Genomic DNA, 18,696 nt, shown 5'->3' with positions numbered 1-18,696 from the left:
GACGTACGAGGGGGATCGGTGCAGCGCGAGGTCGTGACCGGGGCACGCCGGGTCGTGGTCAAGGTCGGGTCGTCGTCGCTGACGACGGCCGCCGGGGGCATCGATCCGGCCCGGGTGAGCGGTCTGGTCGACGTGCTCGCCAAGACGCGGGCAGCCGGGCAGGAGGTCGTGCTGGTCTCCTCCGGGGCGATCGCGGCCGGGCTCTCGCCGCTGGGGCTGGCCAAGCGTCCGCGGGCGCTGGCCAAGCAGCAGGCAGCGGCGAGCGTAGGGCAGGGGCTGCTGGTGCACCGCTACACCGACGAGCTGGCGCGGCACGGCATCATCGCCGGCCAGGTGCTGCTCACGGTCGACGACCTGAACCGGCGCGCGCACTACCGCAACGCCGACGCGACGCTGTCGAAGCTGCTCGATTTGGGTGTGCTCCCGATCGTCAACGAGAACGACACCGTGGCCACCTCCGAGATCCGGTTCGGCGACAACGACCGGCTCGCGGCGCTGGTGGCCCACCTGGTCAAGGCCGACCTGCTGGTGCTGCTCAGCGACGTCGACGCGCTCTACGACGCCCCGCCGTCCCAGCCCGGCTCACGGCGGATCGACGAGGTCGTCTCGCTGGCCGACCTCGCCGGGGTGACGATCGGCAAGGCCGGTGCGGCGGGCGTGGGCACCGGAGGCATGGTGACCAAGCTCGAGGCTGCCCGGATCGCGGTCGACGACGGCGTCCCGGTCGTGCTGACCTCGGCCGCCCAGGCTGAAGCCGCGCTCGCGGGCGAGGCGGTCGGCACCCTGTTCCACGCCGTCGGCAAGCGGCGCCCGGCGCGGCTGCTGTGGCTCCAGCACGCCACCGAGCCGGTCGGCTCGATCACCATCGACGCCGGGGCGGTCGCGGCGATCAGTCGCCGCGGGGCCTCGCTGCTCGCCGCCGGAGTCACCGGCTCCTCGGGCGCGTTCCACGCCGGTGACCCGGTCGACGTGGTCGGCCCGTCCGGCGTGGCCGTCGCGCGTGGGCTGGTGAACTACGACGCCGACGAGATTCCGCGGCTGGCCGGACGCTCCTCCGGCTATCTCGAGGCCAACCTGGGGGCTGCGTACGCTCGGGAGGTCATCCACCGCGACGATCTGGTCGTGCTGTGAACCGGGCTCGGTGGGTGCCGCTGGCACTGGCGTGGGGAGTGCTGGTCGTGTGTGGGCTGCCCGCCCTGGCGATCACGCTCTCCCGGGCGCTGGCGAGCACCGACCTGCGGGCGGTGCGGCTGGCCGCGTTCGCGCCGTTCGGCATCGGGTTGTACGCGCTGTGCCTGGTCGCGCTCCTCGTGCTGGTGTGGCTGGCCGCCGGACCCGGGAGGATCCGGTTCGCGGTCGGCGCCGGGGTGGTCGCCATGCTGCTCGCGGTGCATCTCGCCTGGCAGGCGCCGCTCTACGCCGGGTCGCGCGAGACCAGCGCCGGGGAGCCGCTGACGGTGATGACCACCAACCTCTTCGAGGGCCAGGGTGACGTCGACACCGTCGTCGAGACCGTGCGTGAGCACAAGGTAGACGTGCTCGCCGTCCAGGAGATCACCCCGGAGGCGTTCGCGAAGCTGTCGAGCATGCTGCACGACCAGCTGCCCTACCGGATCGGCGAGGCCGCGCCCGGCACCACCGGGACGATGCTCTTCGCCGACCAGCCGATCACCAAGGGCCGTCGTCTCGACACGTCGATGGGATCGTGGGTCGCCGACGTGGGGGAGCGGCGGGTCGTCGTCGCGCATCCGGCCCCGCCGACGCTCGCGTCCTGGCCGGCCGAGCAGGAGCTGATCATCAAGGAGGCGGCCGCCGAGAAGCCCGATCTCGTCCTGGGCGATCTCAACGCCTCCCTCGACCACCACACCGTCCGGCGCCTCCTCGACGACGCCGACCTGTCGGACGCCGCCCGCGCCAGCAACGCCGGATGGCAGCCGACCTGGCCGACCGAGGGGTTCGCCGGCGTACCTCTTCCGCCTTCGGCCGCCATCGACCACGTGCTGCTCGGGGATGACCTCGTCGCGCTGGCGACCGAGACCGTCGAGGTGTCCGGATCCGACCACCTCGCCCTGGTCGCCTATCTCGGCACTCCCGAGGAGTGAGCGCTCGTCGGCCTAGTCGGTCTTGAGCACCCCGAACCACTGCTCCGCTCCGTAGGCCTCGAACCGTTCGACCTCGACGAACCCGAGCTTGTGGGCCAGGCGCAGGGAGCGTTCGTTGGCCACCTGCGTGGTGAGGACCACCGGCTCGCCCGGGAGCGTCCGCTCGATCCAGTCGAGCGCGGCCCGGGTGGCTTCGGTCGCGATGCCCTGGCCCCAGGTGGTCGGGAGGAACTCGTAGCCGATCTCGACCTCGTCGCCCTCCTCGCGTACGTGGTGGGCCCAGGCTCTGTCACGGCGCTGGACCGTGATCCTGCCGATGAACTCACCGGCGTGCTCGACGGCGAAGATGCCGGGCCTGGTGTTCGGATCGGGTGGAATGAGCTCTTCCAGCTCTTCCTGGGTGTGCTGCGGGCCGCCGAGGTAGGCCTGCACGGTCGCGTCGGAGAGCAGGACTGCCAGGCCTTTCCTGTCCTCGGGCTTGGTGTGGCGGAGGATCAGGCGCTCGGTGACGATCGGGTCTGGGGGCCAGGGGACGTCGCCGAGGGGTTTCATGGGTGTGGACGGTAACTGGTTTCGGGGTTGGGCTGGGGCTTTTGGGCGTGCGTCGGGCTGCTGGATCGGTGGTGCCCCGGTGGTCGAGCTTGTCGAGACCACCCTGTACGTAACCGTTCTTCATGGCGGGTGTGGGCCGCCGACCCGTTCCTGAGGATCTTCTCGATCTGGACCGGCGTCAAGGACGCCCTTCGGGCGCCGGCTACGCCGGCCGCTTCGCGGTCCTGGACTCCGGACCAGATCGAGAAAAGATTTGGCTGGCTATCGGGGCGGCGGCCCGGGTGTGGCGCAGCGAGATTCTTGTACGGGACCGGGGTGTTCCGGGGAGGGATGGTGGCCCTTCGGGCCACTTACCATCCACAGAAACGAGACCGTTCGCTGATCGCGAAAAGTGCGCTTGACCTGCGAAAATAGGTGTTCATATCCGTGCTGGAAGCGTAGAATCAGACCCATCACAGCACACCTCTGAAGGGAGGGAAGCGATGAGTCTCGGCCACGAGATCGACCACTGGGACACCAACCCCGGCGACGCGATCGGCGCCGCCCTGACCGCCATCGAAACCTCCCTCGAAGACTTGTTGTCGACCGACCCTGTCTATTGGCGCACCGAGCAGAAGAAAGACGTCCTCGAGCGGCTGGAGCGACTCCAGGCCCAACAGGCCGCGGTGAAACTGCGGGTCCTCGCTGCTGCCGGCGACATCGCCGAGGAGACCGGCGCCAAGGACGCGTCCGGCTGGCTGCGGACCGAACTGCTCGTCGACAAGGCCGTCGCCCGAGCCCAGGTGAAACTCGCCGCGAGTGTGGCGAAGTACGAGCGCGTCGCGGCCGGTCTCGCTGCAGGTGAGGTGTCCCAAGACAAGGCCCGGGTGATCACGAAAGCCCTCGACGCGATCGAGGCCGACCCGGCCGCCAGCACCGAGGACCTGGTCCTGGCCGAGAAGCTCCTGGTCGACTACGCCACCCGGCTGACCGCGAACGAGCTCAAGGTCGTGGGCAAACGGATCCTTTCGGAGATCGACCCGGAACGCTTCGAGCAGGCTGAGGCCGCAGCCCTCCACCGCGAGGAAGAGTTGGCCGCACGACGCACCTTCTTTACGTCTCGTGACAACGGCGACGGCACCATCGACATCCACGCCCGGATCTCCCGAGCGGTAGGTGTGCGGTTGCGTACGATCCTGGACTCGCTGGCCCAGCCCCGGAAGCTCTCCGCCGAGGACAAAGGCATCAAAGCGCCCTACGACCGGCTGCTCGGCCAAGCGTTCGCCCGGGTGATCGAGACCTACGACGTCGACCAGCTCCCCCGCCACGGTGGGCACGCGACCACGGTGTTCATCACCATGAGCGTGGCGGACCTCCGCAAAGACCTCGGCACCGCCGCCCTCGGGTTTGACGGCGACCAGATCACCGCCGCCGAAGCCCGCCGGATGGCCTGCAACGCCGACCTCATCCCCGTCGTCCTAGGCACCGACTCCGAAATCCTCGACCTGGGCCGCACCACCCGGTTGGCGCATCCGATCCAACACCGAGCTCTGCGGCTACGAGATCAAGGCTGCCAAGCCGAAGACTGTGACGCCCCAGCAGCCTGGACCGAAGCCCACCACCTGCAACCGTGGTCCCAAGGCGGCAAGACCGACATGGCCAACCTGGTCTTGTTGTGTGCCAGCGACCATCGCCGAATCCACGACCCGGACTATGCCCATGAGCGGCTTCCGGATGGGCGGATCCGGTTCGCTCGGCGTACCTGAACCAGCGCCTCGAACAGGCCGTCGTCACCGGGACGTGTTCTTCACCATTGCTGCTCCGGCTCGATCAGCACGCGACACTCCGAGATCCCCACAGGCCACATGCTTGACTGCGCCCCGTGACCGCAGCCGAAGAGATGAGTACGTCGATCAGCATGCTCTGGGAGTCTGCCGATCCAGGCGCGGCGCTGACCGAGCGGTTCGGGTTTGCATCCACCGCCGATGCCATCGGCTGGTTGGACGGCGTGCTGGCTGAGCACTGGGGGCTGCGAGTGGCCGCGTGTGAACGGCTGGTGATCAGCGATGCCAACTGCCTGGCGTGGATCACGGTCGACGGTTGCCGGATGATCGCGAAGTGGTCGATGCGGCCTCGCCTGTTCGCGCGGCTGGCGGCGATCGCACGGCTGACGGTCTGGCTGGAGGAGCGGGGGATACCTGTCTCGGCACCGCGGGCGGCTCGGGACGGCAGCCTCCAGGTCGAGGTCGACGGGTTCTCGCTCGGGCTTCAGGGTGTTGTCGAGGGCGAGCTGTTGGACGTCACCGACCCGGTCCAGGTTCGGGCTGCGGGCGAGATGCTCGCGCGGATGCACAGCGCGATGGCCGACTACCCGGAGACGATTCCCACCGACGAGCCAGCCGCACCGGGCACTCAGCTGGTCGGCAACGACTTCAGGTCGGCCAACATCCTCTGGGCGGACGGAAGGATCGTGGCGGTCCTGGATCTGGAGGAGGCGACCTACCGTCGTCGGGTGGACGACCTCGCTCAGGCTGCTGTCCTCCTCGGGACGCGGTATCACGACTGGCGCCCGACCCCGGCTGACGTGCGTGAGGCGTTCGTCGCTGCGTACGCGTCGGTTGTTCCGTTGGGGGAGGACGACGTCGGCACGCTCGAGCAGGCCATCGAGGCGTGCCTGAGGCGCATTCCCTGGCCGGCGTGATCCGTCAGTCGCCGACGGCGTCGATGCCGCGCTGCACGATGAGGGGGTCGGGGCTGCCGACGACGTCGGGGTCCTTCTCGTCGTAGTCGTGGTTGGCGAGGAAGTAGCGCATCGCGTTGAGGCGGGCGCGCTTCTTGTCGTTGGAGCGGATCGTGGTCCACGGTGCCCAGTCAGTGTCGGTGCGGCGGAACATCTCCTCCTTGGCGGCGGTGTAGGAGTCCCACTTGTCCAGCGACTGGACGTCGATCGGGGAGAGCTTCCACTGCCGTACCGGGTCGATCTGGCGGATGATGAAGCGGGTGCGCTGCTCGGAGCGGCCGACCGAGAACCAGAACTTCGTGAGCGTGATGCCGGAGTCGACGAGCATCTGCTCGAAGAGCGGCACCTGGTCCATGAACTGCTCGTACTGGTCGTCGGTGGCGAAGCCCATGACGCGCTCGACGCCGGCGCGGTTGTACCAGGACCGGTCGAACAGGACCATCTCACCGGCGGTGGGCAGGTGCTGGACGTAGCGCTGGAAGAACCACTGCTGCGACTCGCGGTCCGACGGCTTCGACAGTGCGACGGTGCGGGCGTAGCGGGGGTTGAGATGCTCCATGAACCGCTTGATGGTGCCGCCCTTGCCGGCCGCGTCCCGGCCCTCGAAGAGCAGCACGTGCTTCCCGCCGACGCGGTCGTTCCAGCGCTGGAACTTCAGCAGCTCGACCTGGAGGAGGTACTTCTGCTCGTCGTAGACCTCGCGGGGGATCCGCTCGGAGTAGGGATAGTTCTCGCGCCAGGTGTCGACGGCCCGGCCGGCGGGGTCCAGGAGCACCGGGTCGTCATCGTGATCCTCGCCGATCGTGTGACCCTCGGTGATCAGGTTGTCGATGTATTCACGGAATCCCTGGGACATGGGCCCGACCATAGGGAGGCGAGGTGAACGGGCGGCGACGTTTCAGCAAGCACGCCCATCGGGCCGTAACCTTGGTAGACGATGAACCCCCGGACCGTCTATCTGGACCACGCCGCCACCACACCCATGGCCCCGGCGGCGATCGAGGCGATGACCGCGGAGCTGGCTCTGGTCGGCAACGCGAGCTCGCTGCACGCATCAGGGCGCCGCGCGCGCCGGGTGCTCGAGGAGTCCCGAGAACGGATCGCCGCGGTGCTCGGATCCCGGCCCGGTGAGGTCGTCTTCACCTCCGGCGGCACCGAGGCCGACAACCTGGCGCTCAAGGGTGCCTACTGGGCACGCCGCGGCCAGGATCCCGCGCGCACCCGGATCCTGACCACCACCGTCGAGCACCACGCCGTGCTCGACCCGCTGCAGTGGCTCGAGGCGACCGAGGGCGCCTACGTCGAGCTCATCCCGTGCGACGCGACCGGCCGGGTCGACCTCGCCGCGATGAAGGAGGCCATCGAGCGGGACCCCGCCTCGGTCGCCCTCGTCTCGGTGATGTGGGCCAACAACGAGGTCGGCACGCTGCAGCCCGTCGCGGAGATCGCCGAGATGGCCGCCCAGCACGGCATCCCGGTCCACACCGACGCCGTCCAGGCGGTCGGCGCGGTGCCGGTCGACTTCGCCACCAGCGGCGTCGACGCACTCTCCCTGACCGGCCACAAGCTCGGTGGCCCGGTGGGCGCCGGCGCCCTCGTCGTCCGCCGCGAGCTCGAGCTGACCGCGCTCGTCCACGGCGGCGGCCAGGAGAGAGACGTACGCAGCGGCACCCACGCGACCGCGGCCATCGCCGGCTTCGCGGCCGCGGTCGAGCTCGCGGTCAAGGAGCAGGAGGCGTACGCGACCCGGGTCGGTGCGCTGCGCGACCGGCTCGTCGAGCAGGTGCTGGCGGTCGTGCCGGACTCCCACCTCAACGGACCGCCGCTGGAGCCGCTGGGTCGCCACCGGCTGCCCAACAACGCCCAGATCGCCTTCCCGGGCTGCGAGGGCGACTCGCTGCTGATGCTGCTCGACGCCGCCGGGGTGGAGTGCTCGACCGGGGCGGCGTGCTCTGCCGGCGTACCCCAGGCCTCCCATGTGCTTCTCGCCATGGGCCAGTCCGACGAGGAGGCGCGCTCCTCGCTGCGCTTCTCGCTCGGCCACACCACCACCGCCGAGGACGTGGACCGGCTCGTCGCGGCCATCGGTCCGGCCGTCGAGCGCGGCCGCGCGGCAGGACTGAACCGCTGATGGGCATGCGAGTCGTCGCCGCGATGTCCGGGGGAGTGGACTCCGCCGTCGCCGCCGCACGCGCGAAGGAGGCGGGTCACGACGTCACCGGCGTCCACCTGGCGCTCTCCCGCAACCCGGCGTCCTACCGCTCCGGGGCGCGCGGGTGCTGCACGATCGAGGACGCCAACGACGCCCGGCGCGCGGCCGACGTGATCGGCATCCCGTTCTACGTCTGGGACCTCTCCGACCGCTTCCACGAGGACGTGGTCGAGGACTTCATGTCGGAGTACGCCGAGGGCCGCACCCCCAACCCGTGCCTGCGCTGCAACGAGAAGATCAAGTTCGCCGCCGTGCTCGACCGGGCGCTCGCGCTGGGCTTCGACGCGGTCGCGACCGGCCACTACGCCACCCTGCGCGAGGACGCCGACGGGCTGGTCGAGCTGCACCGCGCCGTCGACGGCGGCAAGGACCAGTCCTACGTACTCGGTGTGCTTGACCAGGACCAGCTGCGCCACTCGCTGTTCCCGCTCGGAGACACCCCGAAGCCGCTGGTACGCGAGGAGGCGGCCCGCCGCGGCCTGCTCGTCGCCGACAAGCCCGACTCCCACGACATCTGCTTCGTCGCCGACGGCGACAACGCCGGCTGGCTGCGCGAGAAGCTGGGCGACCGGGCACCCAACGAGTCCGGGCCGATCGTCGACGAGACCGGTGAGGTCCTGGGCGAGCACCAGGGGACGTACGCCTACACGATCGGGCAGCGCAAGGGACTGCGCCTCGGCAAGCCCGCGCCTGACGGGAAGCCTCGGTTCGTGCTCGACATCGAGCCGGTCTCCGGCACCGTCACGGTGGGTCCCAGGGAGCACCTGGCCGTCGACGGTCTCTCCGGGATCCGGCCGCGCTGGGCCGGGCGGGCGCCCGAGGGTGTCCTGGAGGGCACCGTCCAGCTGCGCGCGCACGGTGACGAGCACCGGGCGCGGGTGACCGTGGTCCCGACAGGCTCGACCACCGACGCGGAGGTCGAGATCGAGCTGCTCGACCCGGCCTACGGGATCGCGCCGGGCCAGGCCGCGGTCATCTACGACGGCACCCGCGTCGTCGGGTCGGCCACCATCTCCACGACCCGCCGGGTGGCTCTCGCGTGAGGGCGACCGGGGTCGGGTCGCTGCCGGGAGAGGACTACGCAGAGGCCTGCCGCATCGTCCTCGGTGAGCTGACCGACCTTCCCCACCTGCCCGAGCTGCCCGCGCGCGGCGCGATCGCGAACATGACCGGCCGTACGCTGGCCGTCCTCGACGGGCTCGACGCCGACCTGCAGCCCGCGGGCTGGCGGCTCACCGGCACCTCCGGCTCCGCCGGCGTCGACCACCGGCGCGCCCGGAGCCTGCTCGCCCAGGACCTCGACACCGTCGAGGAGCTGGTCCAGGACTCTCCGCTCACCTCCGGCGGCGGCGCGTTCAAGATCCAGGTCGCCGGCCCGTGGACCCTGGCCGCCACCGTCGAGCGGCCGCGCGGCGACAAGCTGCTCGCCGACCACGGCGCCCGGCGTGATCTCGCGCAGGCGCTCGCCGAGGGCGTACGCACCCACGTCCGGGACGTACGCCGCCGCCTCCCCGGCGCGGACACCCTGGTCGTCCAGGTCGACGAGCCCGCGCTGAGCGCCGTGCTCAACGCCCAGGTGCCGACCGCCTCCGGCTTCGGCAAGCACCGCAGCATCGACCTCCCCGAGGCCTCCCAGTCGCTGGAGTGGGTGTTCGGCGCGATCGCCGAGGAGGGCGCGATCCCGTGGGTGCACTCGTGCGCGCCCGGGACCCCGCTCGGCCTGCTCCGCAAGGCCGGGGCGAAGGGGGTCGGTGTCGACCTGACCCAGCTCACCGCCGCCGACCACGACGACCTCGCCACCGCGCTGGAGGCGGGCGACACGGTCGCGCTCGGAGTGGTCCCCTCGATCGCGCCGGCCGGCGCCACGCCCACCGACAAGACGGTCACCGAGACGGTGGAGCGCTGGCTCGACATGCTCGGGCTCGATGCTGCGTACGACATCGTGCTGACGCCTGCCTGCGGTCTCGCCGGTGCCGACTGGCGATGGGCCCGCACGGCGCTGCGAATCCTCACCGAAAGCGCGCGTCACCTGGCGTAGATTCCCCTCATGCGACGACGGGGGATGGCACTGCTGGCTGCTGCGGCTCTTCTGGTCACCGGCTGCGGCAGCAGCGCGACCGAGGCGGACGACGAGCCCAGCGAGAGGCCCACGGTCGCGCCCTCGGCGAGCATCGACCCGGCCGACCTGAAGCCGGGCAACCGGCCCGCGACCCCGGAGGCGCTCGCGGCGATCACGCTCCAGCACGTACGCGTCGTGCCGGAGACCTTCGACGGCGGCGACCTCTACTTCGAGCAGGACGAGGTCGGCACTGTGCTGCGGTGGGGTGCCGACCACTCGCTGGAGGTCAAGGCGGGCCCGGTCGACGACGACCTGCTCTCGACCTGGTGCCATGACGGGATGTCAGGCTGCGTCGAGGTGAAGGGCGCGTCCGGCACCGCCACCGTCGCCTGGGACCTGGCCACCGACGACGGCACACCCGGCCAGCTGATGGTCTCCCACCGGTCCGGCCGAGAGGAGCGCCGGGCCGCCTACGTGGGCGAGAAGATCACCGAGGACCCGCGCGAGCTCGATCTCGAGGTGAGCGTGGACGACCTCGTCGCCCTGGTCACCGACCCACGCCTCGGCACGAGGACGACCATGAAGATGACGAAGGCGCAGGTCGAGGGATTCCCGTCCGAGGGCGCCAACGGCGTCGGCGAGGTCGCGCTGACCGCCGGGGCGATCGCGGCGGGGCTGCTCGAGACCAAGGCGTACGCCGACATCGACTCCTTCGAGAAGGCCGATGTCTCGGCCTACGGCAAGGGCGCCTTCGGCGTCGTCGGCACCCGCCCCGACGGCAGCACCGTCACCGCGGTCCACGCCCCGAACCTGCCCGCCGGGCAGCGGAAGTGCCCCACGAGGCTCACCTGCTCGAAGGGCGACACCGACGGCTACGACGGCTGGACCGAGGGGTCCGCCGAGACCGTCCGCTGCCACGAGGCTGAGGGGGAGAGCCGCGCCTTCTGTGCCGTCGTACGTCAGCAGGCGTCGGCCCCGTTCCCGGGGGACGATCTCGACCCGGTCCTCTCCGCCCTCGAGGCGGCCCTGGAGACGCTGTGGCCGACGGTCTCGGCCGACACCGCCCGCCGGGGCGAATCGCTTGTCTAGGAGCGCCCGGCGATCCGCTGGCCCTGGTAGACCTCGGCTCGCTGGCTCGGCGGAGCGAACGACTCCGGCGGGCGCGTGCGGCGATCACCGGGCTGCGGGGGAGCCGCGTGCTGTGGCTCCAGGTGCTGAGGCTCCCCGTGCTGAGGCTCCACGTGCTGAGGCTCCACGTGCTGGGGCTCCATGTGCTGGGGATCCCGGTACCGGGGTTCCCGGTGCTGCGGCAGGTGCTGGGGAAGCGGCTGGCGGTGGCTCGGCTGCCGCGGGCCCGGCTGGCGACGGATCGGCTGCTGGTCGGCAGGGAGCCTGCGGGGGAGCGGGGTCTCGTTGCGGGGCTGCTGGCGAGGATGAGCCGGGTAGGGCCCCGAGGCCTGTCGCGGGTCCGAGGGATAGCGCGGCGGCGCCTGCGCATAGTTCGGCTCGTCCCACTCGGGGTCGCGCCTGCGGCGTCCGGTGAGCATGGCGACCGCGGCGGCCACGAGGCCGAGCACGATCATCGTGGCGACGATGATCCAGGTGAGCGGGCCGACCCCGCCCTCCTCGGCCGATGCCGCCTTCCTGACGGTGCTCGTGCTGGGGGCGCAGCCGCTCTGGACGCACTCGCCGTCGCTGGGCGTGCCGGTCACGACGAACCTGATCCCGCGGTTCACCGATCCCTGGAAGGTGAGGGTGTGCTTGCCGAGGCCGATGTCCTTGGGAAGCCGCCCGGACCACTTCGCGACGCCGCGGCCGTTGGCCTGGACGCTGGTCGAGAGGACCAGCGGGGTCGAGTAGACGACGACCCGGATGCCGGTCTCGTGGGGCTTGAAACCGGAGGCCTGGGCGTGGATCACCTCGTCGGCGTCGACCGAGACGTCATCGAGGCCGGTGAGGGTCAGGCCCTTGGCCGTCGGCGGCTCCTCGGGAGCGGTCCAGGGCTTCTTCGACGCCCTCTTCTTCGGCTTGTCGCCGGAGCCGGCAGCGGCACCTTCGTCGGAGTCACCGGCTGCGGGCCGGCCCGAGGACGTACCGTCACCTGAGCCTGAGCCTGAGCCCGAGCCGGAACCTGAGCCGGACCCCGACCCGTCCGAGGAGCCGGTGTCGCCCGAGGGCTCCTCCGGGGTCGGTGAGCTGCTGGGCTCGGAGAGCGCGTCGAAGTCGAAGGGGACCTGCACCGCCCGCGAGTCGGACGAGTCGTAGAGGTCGCGGTCGCCGCCACGCATGGTCATGATCTGGTAGTCGGTGCCGGGGTCGAGCCGGGCGACCTGCGCGGCGTCGAGGGTGAACGTGTAGGTCCAGTCGTCGGGATCGTCGGGGTTGAAGACGACCGACTTGATGAAGGTGCTCCGCGTGCCCGATCCGCGGTAGCCGACCGGGTTGAGCGCGATCTCGATGCCTGGATCCTTGGCGCTGTAGTCGGTGCCGTGGACGCTGAGGACCACGCCGTCCTTGGACTGCTCGACGATCGAGACCTCGACCTCGGCGTCGGAGAAGACGCTTCCCAACCCGAGCGCGTACGTGGCGCCGATCGGAGCCAGGGTGAGCGCGAGCGCTGTCAACAGCATCACCACGAGCCGAGAAACCACTGCAGACCTCACAAGGCGGTCTATGGGGGATTGGTGTCGGCCCGCCTTCCCGACGCGGGAGGAAAGTAGCGGTCTTTACCCTCTTGTGGTGAGCCCCGTCACCCAGGTGTTGATCGGCTGCGTCGATATTGAGGGCGTTGAGTGTCGTTTGGGGCCATGAAACGCCGAAAACGCCCGGGTGGGTATGCCGACAGAAAATGTCGGCGCGACCGGGCAAGATGGTGCCCGTGAACGATGACCTGACCGCCGAGGCGGGCCCTGAGCAGAAGTCCGAGCACCAGGAGCTCGCCGAGCAGATCGAGGACGCTCGCTACCGCTACTACGTGCTCGACGACCCGACGCTCTCCGACGCCGACTTCGACCAGAAGTGGCGCCGGATCAACGAGCTCGAGGAGCAGTTCCCCGAGCTGCGCACCCCCGACTCGCCGACCCAGAAGGTCGGCGGCACGTTCTCGACGGAGTTCACCGCGGTCGACCACCTGCAGCGGATGGAGTCGCTCGACAACGTCTTCTCCTTCGAGGAGCTGGCCGGCTGGCACGCCCGGATCGCCAAGGACGGCGCCGGCCAGGCCGAGCTGCTGTGCGAGCTCAAGGTCGACGGCCTCGCGATCAACCTGCTCTACGAGAAGGGCCGCCTGGTCCGGGCGCTGACCCGGGGCGACGGCCGAACGGGTGAGGACGTCACCCCGAACGTACGCACCATCAAGTCGATCCCGCACCGGCTCAACGGCACCGACGAGTTCCCGGTGCCCGACCTGGTCGAGGTGCGCGGCGAGGTCTTCCTCTCCATCGAAGCCTTCGACAAGCTCAACGCCTCCCTGGTCGACGCGGGCAAGCCGATGTTCGCCAACCCGCGCAACTCCGCGGCGGGGTCGCTGCGCCAGAAGGACCCGCGGGTGACCGCGACCCGTGAGCTCGGGATGGTCTGCCACGGCATCGGGGCCCGGGAGGGCTTCCAGCCGGTCGCCCAGTCGCATGCGTACGACGCCCTCAAGGCGTGGGGCCTGCCCACCTCCAACCGGGTCAAGGTGCTCAAGACGCTCCAGGAGGTCGAGGAGTTCATCAGCTACTTCGGCGAGCACCGCCACGACGTCACCGAGCACGAGATCGACGGTGTCGTGATCAAGGTCGACGACATCTCGCTGCAGCGCCGGCTCGGCTCCACGAGCCGCGCGCCGCGCTGGGCGATCGCCTACAAGTACCCGCCGGAGGAGGTCAACGCCAAGCTCCTCGCGATCGACGTCGGCGTCGGCCGCACCGGCCGGGTCACGCCCTTCGGTGTCATGGAGCCGACCAAGGTCGCCGGCTCGACCGTCGAGCGCGCGACGCTGCACAACGCCCACGAGGTCAAGCGGAAGGACGTACGCCCCGGCGACACGATCATCCTACGCAAGGCCGGCGACGTCATCCCCGAGATCCTCGGCCCGGTGCTGCCGCTGCGACCCGAGGGGCTGCCCGAGTGGGTGATGCCGACCGAGTGCCCCGCCTGCGGCACCACGCTCGCCGAGCAGAAGGAGGGCGACAAGGACCTGCGCTGCCCCAACCACCGCGGCTGCCCGGCACAGGTCCGGGAGCGGGTCTTCTTCGCCTCCGGGCGAGGCGCCTTCGACATCGAGGGGATGGGCTACGAGGCGGCCGACGCGCTGCTCGCCGCCGAGGTGATCACCAACGAGGGCGACATCTTCGACCTCGACGAGGCCGGCCTGGCCACCACGACGTTCTTCACCCGCGCGGCGAAGAAGGCCGAGAAGGAGGCCGGCGCCGGCGACCGGGTCCTCAACGCCAACGCCCTCGGTCTCCTGCGCAACCTGGAGGAGCGCAAGCAGGTCCCGCTGTGGCGGGTGCTGGTCGCGCTGTCCATCCGCCACGTCGGCCCGTCCGCGGCCCGCGCGCTGGCCACCGAGTTCGGCTCCCTCGACGCGATCTGGGCGGCCTCCCAGGAGGAGCTGGCCGCCACCGAGGGCGTCGGCGGGATCATCGCCGAGGCCATCGTCGAGTGGCGCCAGGTCGACTGGCACCAGGAGATCGTGGACAAGTGGCGGGCGGCCGGGGTCTCCCTCGCCGACGAGCGCGACGAGTCCGTCGCCCGCACCCTCGAGGGCCTGACCGTCGTCGTCACCGGCTCGCTGGAGGACTTCTCGCGCGACGGTGCCAAGGAGGCGATCATCAGCCGCGGCGGCAAGGCGGCCGGCTCGGTCTCCAAGAAGACCGACTACGTCGTGGTCGGCGACAACGCCGGCTCCAAGGCGGCCAAGGCCGAGGAGCTGGGCCTGCCGATCCTCGACGAGGCGGCGTTCAAGGTCCTGCTCGAGGACGGGCCGACTGGACTCGGCTAGGAAATACCCCCCATAGTGTGGGGCCGTGCTCGACGCCCTTCCCCCACTCCTCACGGTCGCCGCGGTCCTTCTGGTCCCGGCGACCGTGCTGCTGTTCCTGATCCGTACGCCGCGTGCCGGCTCGCTCTCCGCGGGCACGGTGGTCCTCGCGGCGGCCCTGACCGCGGTGGCCGCGGTGGCGGTCGGCCTGCTGCTCGGCCAGGGCGCCGTCCGGGCGACGATCGGGGGCATCGTCCTCGGTGCCTCGCTGCTGGCCTGGCTGCCCGCGGTTCGGGACTGGGACGTACGCGGTCTGGTCGCCTGGGCGCTCACGATCGACGTCGGGCTGCTCTACCTGACCTATGTCGGCCTGTGGACGGTCACCGTCCACCCCGGAGCGTGGACCACGACGCTGTCGGGCCTGCTGTGGCTGCTGGAGGTCTTCGTCTTCCTGATCGGCGTGGGCTACCTGTGGGAGATGGTCGACGTGCTCGCCCGGCGACGCTGGCGTGGCTGGCCGGTGCGCGGTGAGTACCACCCCGGCTGGCGCCGGCCGTTCGTGAGCCTGCACGTGCCCACCCACAACGAGCCGCCGGAGATGGTCATCGAGACCCTTCAGCGGATGCTCGAGCTGGACTACGACGCGTACGAGATCCTGGTCATCGACAACAACACCGACGATCCGGCGCTGTGGCGGCCGGTGCAGGACTTCTGCGAGCAGTACGACGGGCTCACCTTCATCCACCTGACCAACTGGCCGGGGTTCAAGTCCGGGGCGCTCAACTATGCGTTGACCCGGATGAACCCGCTCACCGAGGTCGTCGGGATCGTCGACGCCGACTACCACGTCGCCCCCGACTTCCTGGCCCACAACGCCCCGCTGTTCACCGACGAGTCGGTGGCCTTCGTGCAGACGCCGCAGGACTACCGGGACTGGGACGTCTCGCCCTACTTCCGCCGCCTCTACCACTCCTACGGCTACTTCTTCGACGTCAGCCAGGTCTCGCGCAACGAGCGCAACGGCGCCATCTTCGGCGGCACCATGGGCCTGATCCGGGCCTCCGCCCTGGTCCGGTCCGGCGGCTGGGACGAGTGGTGCATCACCGAGGACGCCGAGCTGTCGCTGCGGCTGCTGAAGATGGGCTACAACGGCATGCACGTCGACCGTTCCTACGGCCGTGGCGTGATGCCGCTGACCTTCGAGACGCTCAAGAAGCAGCGGTTCCGGTGGTGCTTCGGCGGCATCCAGATCCTGCGGATGCACTGGCGCTCGCTGCTGCCCGGCCGTCGCACCGAGGACAACCAGATGACCCTGGCCCAGCGCTGGGCCTACCTCGTGGGCGGGCTGCAGTGGTTCGGCGACCTCGCCGGCGCGCTGTTCACCTTCTTCCTCATCTCGGGCGCGCTCGACCTGTTGCTGGGTGGAGGACTGGTCGTACGCCGCCTCTCCGGGCTCCTGCTGTTCGCCACCGTCGCGCTCGTGCTCTTCGGCGCGGCCCGCTCGATCGCGCTCGTCCGGCTCCGGGGCGGGGCGTCCTGGCACGACGCGCTCGGTGCCTTCGGGCTGTGGCTGGCGCTCGGGGTGACCGTCGCCCGGGCCTCCTGGCTCGGGCTGGTCTCGCGCGAGGGCACGTTCCTGCGTACGCCGAAGATCAAGGGGCAGCCGCGGGTGCGTGACGTGGTGCGGGGCAACCTGGTCGAGAGTCTGGCGGCCGCCGTGTGTGTGGTCCTGGCGCTCGTGGTCGGGGTGAGCGGTGGGGCGACCGGCGTCGCCCTCGCGGCGCTGCTCGCCTTCCAGGGGTTCGGCTACGCGCTGGCCCCGATCAACAGCTGGGCGGCGATCCGCAGCGACCTGCCCGCCGACCTGCGCCGCCGCCGGGAGCGGATCTGGGCGTGGAGCGCCGCCGCCGCGCCCGCTGCCCGGCGCGGGGGACTGGTGCTGGCCTTCAGCTCGGTGCTGCTCGCCGGACTGGTCGCCATCGCGGCGCCGGTGGGCAGCCCGGACGTACCCGAGGTCGGCGACGTCCACGGAGCCCTCGAGAAGAAGCCGCGCGCCGAGGAGGAGCCGTCGCGCGAGCCGAGCCGGGGCCCGGAGGCGACGGAGGACCCGGCCGCTGACCCCACCCGGGCCCCGGAGACCACGCCCACCCCGGCCGCCGCGACCGCCAGCACCCGGCCCACCCAGGCCGCTGACCCGACGCCCGCCACCGACCCCACCCGCGGGGCCGACCCGACCCAGGCGGCGCCCACCCAGCCCGGCTCGGGGGGAAGGCCGACCGACAAGCCCTCCAACGGCGGTGGTCCGAACAAGGCGCAGTAGGGCGCAGTGGGCCGGCGAGAGGTCAGGACTGGTTCATCGTCCCGCTGATCGTGTCGGCGCGCTTCTTCAAGGTGACCGGCGTATCGGCGCACTCCTTGCCGACCTGGTCGCATAGCTCCACCTTCGTCCCGGACGCCCGGATCAGCTGCCCCCCAGGGGTCCAGCCGATGTGGTCGCCGAGGTCGACGGCGGTCTCGGTGCCCTGGCCGAGGTCGTGGATCGGCGCGGTCGGGGTGTCGTAGCGGCAGTTGTCGTTCTCGTCGCACATCGCGTAGGGGGCCGCCAAGGCGTGGGTGCCGTCGGGCGAGAGCTTGAGTCTGATCAGGTCGTCGGGGAAGTCGGTGGAGCGAGTGGTCAGGAGCACCTCGCCCGTGGCCACCTCGACCACTCGCTGGGTCTCGCCGGTCGCATCCTGGGTCACCGCGCGGCCGTTGATCACCTCGGTGGTGTAGCCGCCCGGGAGCCCCTTCGAGGTGGAGACCTGCCCGGAACGCCAGGCTACGTCGAGGGTGCGGTCGTCGAGGGCGACGTAGGCGTGCTCGCCGTCGACCGCGACCGGGGGCGTCTTCCAGCCGGCCCAGGTGTACTTCCCGGAGATCGGGACGTCGGCGACCTTCTCGCCGGTGACGAGGTCGGCGACGCGTACCAGCCAGCCGTCACCGTGCTCGACGGTCCAGGAGACGTAGGGCGAGTCGGGGTCGGTGCCGATCAGCCGGTCGCTCACGTCACCGAGGTCGAGCGGTTGGACGCCGGCCGTCGTGATCAGCGAGAGGCGCGCGTTCGTGTCCGTGCTCCTGGTGAGCAGGCCGACGGAGGTGTAGCGCATGTCGTTCACGCGGCCGCCGTACGTCACCACGCTCCCGTCACCGAAATGGACGCTGTTGCCCTCCGCGACCGCCCAGCCCAGGGGGTCTCCCTCGGCCGCGGCGATGTGGAGATCGTCGTCGCCGAGCGTCCCGCCAAGGACGTACGTCCCGAGCGCGCCGGCCATCGCCAGGGCTGCCACACCGGCGACCCAGCGGGCGCGCCGGCGCCGGCGGACGGCCCGAGCGCGGAGGTGGAGCTCATCGGTGGCCAGACGAGGCACGGCGACCTCGTCGGCGGCGTCGCGGAGCAGCGTACGCAGGTCGTTGTCGGTCACTGGGTCGCCTCCAGGGTGAGAGTCGGGTCGCCGAGGATGGTGCGGAGCTTGTCGAGGGCGAAGGAGGTCTGGCTCTTGACCGTGCCCTCCGTGCAGCCGAGGAGGTCGGCCGTGCGGCGTACGTCGAGGTCCTCGTAGAAGCGGAGGACCACGACGGCGCGCTGCCGCGGGGGCAGCGCGGCGACCGCGTCGAGCAGCACCGAGCGGGTGGTCGGATCGTTCTCGTGACCGAGGTCGGGGAGGACCTCGGTGGGCCGCTCGCGGTTCCACGATGCCTTCCGGAACCAGCTCATCGCGGTGTTGAACAGCACCTGTCGGGCATAGGCGGGGGCGGCTTCGAGCGTGCGCACCCGGCCCCAGTTTCCGTAGGTCTTCGCCAGTGCGGTCTGGACCAGGTCCTCCGCACTGGCGTGGTCCCCGACGAGCAGGTAGGCGGAACGATAGAGCCGCGGCCAGGCGACCTGGGCGAACTCGTCGAACTGCTCCTGGGTTGGGGGTCTCGCCATCGATCCATCCGATCTCTCGAGCCGATTGTCAGGGTTGAGGACGCCGTGAGGCCACCGATCGGTTGTATGTGCGCAGAACTCCGCCGCGAACGGGCCTTACCGAGGTGAGAGTTGGGGCT

At 70.8% G+C, this 18,696-nt stretch carries 15 protein-coding genes; 10 read left to right on the top strand and 5 right to left on the bottom strand.

All coding sequences use genetic code 11. The features are described from left to right. The first annotated feature begins 18 nt into the window (after positions 1-18). A complete protein-coding gene (gene proB, locus HD557_RS18395) occupies positions 19-1,131 on the top strand; it encodes a glutamate 5-kinase (protein ID WP_196874915.1) in 1,113 nt (370 codons plus the stop codon). Beyond that, a complete protein-coding gene (locus HD557_RS18390) occupies positions 1,128-2,102 on the top strand; it encodes an endonuclease/exonuclease/phosphatase family protein (RefSeq protein ID WP_196874914.1) in 975 nt (324 codons plus the stop codon). The genes proB and HD557_RS18390 overlap by 4 nt, the downstream gene beginning before the upstream one ends. A gap of 12 nt (positions 2,103-2,114) precedes the next feature. Here the strand turns inward: HD557_RS18390 and HD557_RS18385 are convergent, their stop codons facing one another. Further along, a complete protein-coding gene (locus HD557_RS18385) occupies positions 2,115-2,654 on the bottom strand; it encodes a GNAT family N-acetyltransferase (protein ID WP_196874913.1) in 540 nt (179 codons plus the stop codon). Positions 2,655-3,136: 482 nt separating this feature from the next. Here HD557_RS18385 and HD557_RS18380 point away from each other — a divergent pair, with 482 nt between their 5' ends. Both HD557_RS18380 and HD557_RS18375 read left to right on the top strand, forming a co-directional pair. Beyond that, positions 3,137-4,399, top strand: a complete 1,263-nt coding sequence (locus HD557_RS18380) for an HNH endonuclease signature motif containing protein (protein ID WP_196874912.1) — start codon at positions 3,137-3,139, stop codon at positions 4,397-4,399. 116 nt (positions 4,400-4,515) lie between these two features. Further along, positions 4,516-5,334: a phosphotransferase enzyme family protein gene (locus tag HD557_RS18375; protein WP_196874911.1), complete on the top strand. Its 819-nt coding sequence runs from the start codon at positions 4,516-4,518 to the stop codon at positions 5,332-5,334. A gap of 4 nt (positions 5,335-5,338) precedes the next feature. On the opposite strand, the gene ppk2 is transcribed toward HD557_RS18375, so the two are convergent. Continuing rightward, complete coding sequence (ppk2, locus tag HD557_RS18370) at positions 5,339-6,229, bottom strand: polyphosphate kinase 2 (protein WP_008358481.1); 891 nt, start codon at positions 6,227-6,229, stop codon at positions 5,339-5,341. 81 nt (positions 6,230-6,310) lie between these two features. Between ppk2 and HD557_RS18365 the strand changes: the two genes are divergently transcribed. Genes HD557_RS18365 through HD557_RS18350 form a run of 4 tightly spaced genes read left to right on the top strand, consistent with a single transcriptional unit; the run spans position 6,311 to position 10,733 of the window. Next, positions 6,311-7,504 (top strand): cysteine desulfurase family protein, encoded by a 1,194-nt coding sequence (locus HD557_RS18365; protein WP_196874910.1) that lies wholly within the window; start codon positions 6,311-6,313, stop codon positions 7,502-7,504. Positions 7,505-7,509: 5 nt separating this feature from the next. Continuing rightward, complete coding sequence (gene mnmA, locus HD557_RS18360; RefSeq protein ID WP_050800774.1) at positions 7,510-8,628, top strand: tRNA 2-thiouridine(34) synthase MnmA; 1,119 nt, start codon at positions 7,510-7,512, stop codon at positions 8,626-8,628. Next, the gene (locus tag HD557_RS18355) at positions 8,625-9,623 is read left to right on the top strand and encodes a methionine synthase (RefSeq protein ID WP_008358475.1); all 999 of its coding nucleotides are present in this window, start codon (positions 8,625-8,627) and stop codon (positions 9,621-9,623) included. Before mnmA ends, HD557_RS18355 begins: the two co-directional genes overlap by 4 nt. A gap of 9 nt (positions 9,624-9,632) precedes the next feature. After that, the gene (locus HD557_RS18350) at positions 9,633-10,733 is read left to right on the top strand and encodes a hypothetical protein (protein WP_196874909.1); all 1,101 of its coding nucleotides are present in this window, start codon (positions 9,633-9,635) and stop codon (positions 10,731-10,733) included. Here the strand turns inward: HD557_RS18350 and HD557_RS18345 are convergent. Then, positions 10,730-12,274, bottom strand: coding sequence for a hypothetical protein (locus HD557_RS18345; RefSeq protein WP_196874908.1), 1,545 nt, complete (start codon positions 12,272-12,274; stop codon positions 10,730-10,732). The genes HD557_RS18350 and HD557_RS18345 overlap by 4 nt on opposite strands. Positions 12,275-12,522: 248 nt before the next feature. Here HD557_RS18345 and ligA point away from each other — a divergent pair, with 248 nt between their 5' ends. Further along, on the top strand, positions 12,523-14,631 hold the full coding sequence (gene ligA / locus HD557_RS18340; protein WP_196874907.1) for an NAD-dependent DNA ligase LigA: 2,109 nt from the start codon (positions 12,523-12,525) through the stop codon (positions 14,629-14,631). A gap of 25 nt (positions 14,632-14,656) precedes the next feature. Continuing rightward, on the top strand, positions 14,657-16,930 hold the full coding sequence (locus tag HD557_RS18335) for a glycosyltransferase (RefSeq protein WP_196874906.1): 2,274 nt from the start codon (positions 14,657-14,659) through the stop codon (positions 16,928-16,930). A gap of 22 nt (positions 16,931-16,952) precedes the next feature. Here HD557_RS18335 and HD557_RS18330 read toward each other — a convergent pair whose 3' ends face one another. Continuing rightward, positions 16,953-18,071, bottom strand: a complete 1,119-nt coding sequence (locus tag HD557_RS18330; RefSeq protein WP_196874905.1) for a hypothetical protein — start codon at positions 18,069-18,071, stop codon at positions 16,953-16,955. Next, entirely contained in the window at positions 18,068-18,577 is a 510-nt protein-coding gene (locus HD557_RS18325; protein ID WP_008358463.1) for a SigE family RNA polymerase sigma factor, read from the bottom strand. The genes HD557_RS18330 and HD557_RS18325 overlap by 4 nt, the downstream gene beginning before the upstream one ends. Positions 18,578-18,696 lie beyond the last annotated feature (119 nt).

The organism is Nocardioides luteus, from assembly GCF_015752315.1.
In the GTDB taxonomy this organism is placed as follows: domain Bacteria; phylum Actinomycetota; class Actinomycetes; order Propionibacteriales; family Nocardioidaceae; genus Nocardioides.
The sequence above is the reverse complement of the archived record's forward strand: the minus strand, read 5'-3'. Positions and strand labels throughout refer to the sequence as shown.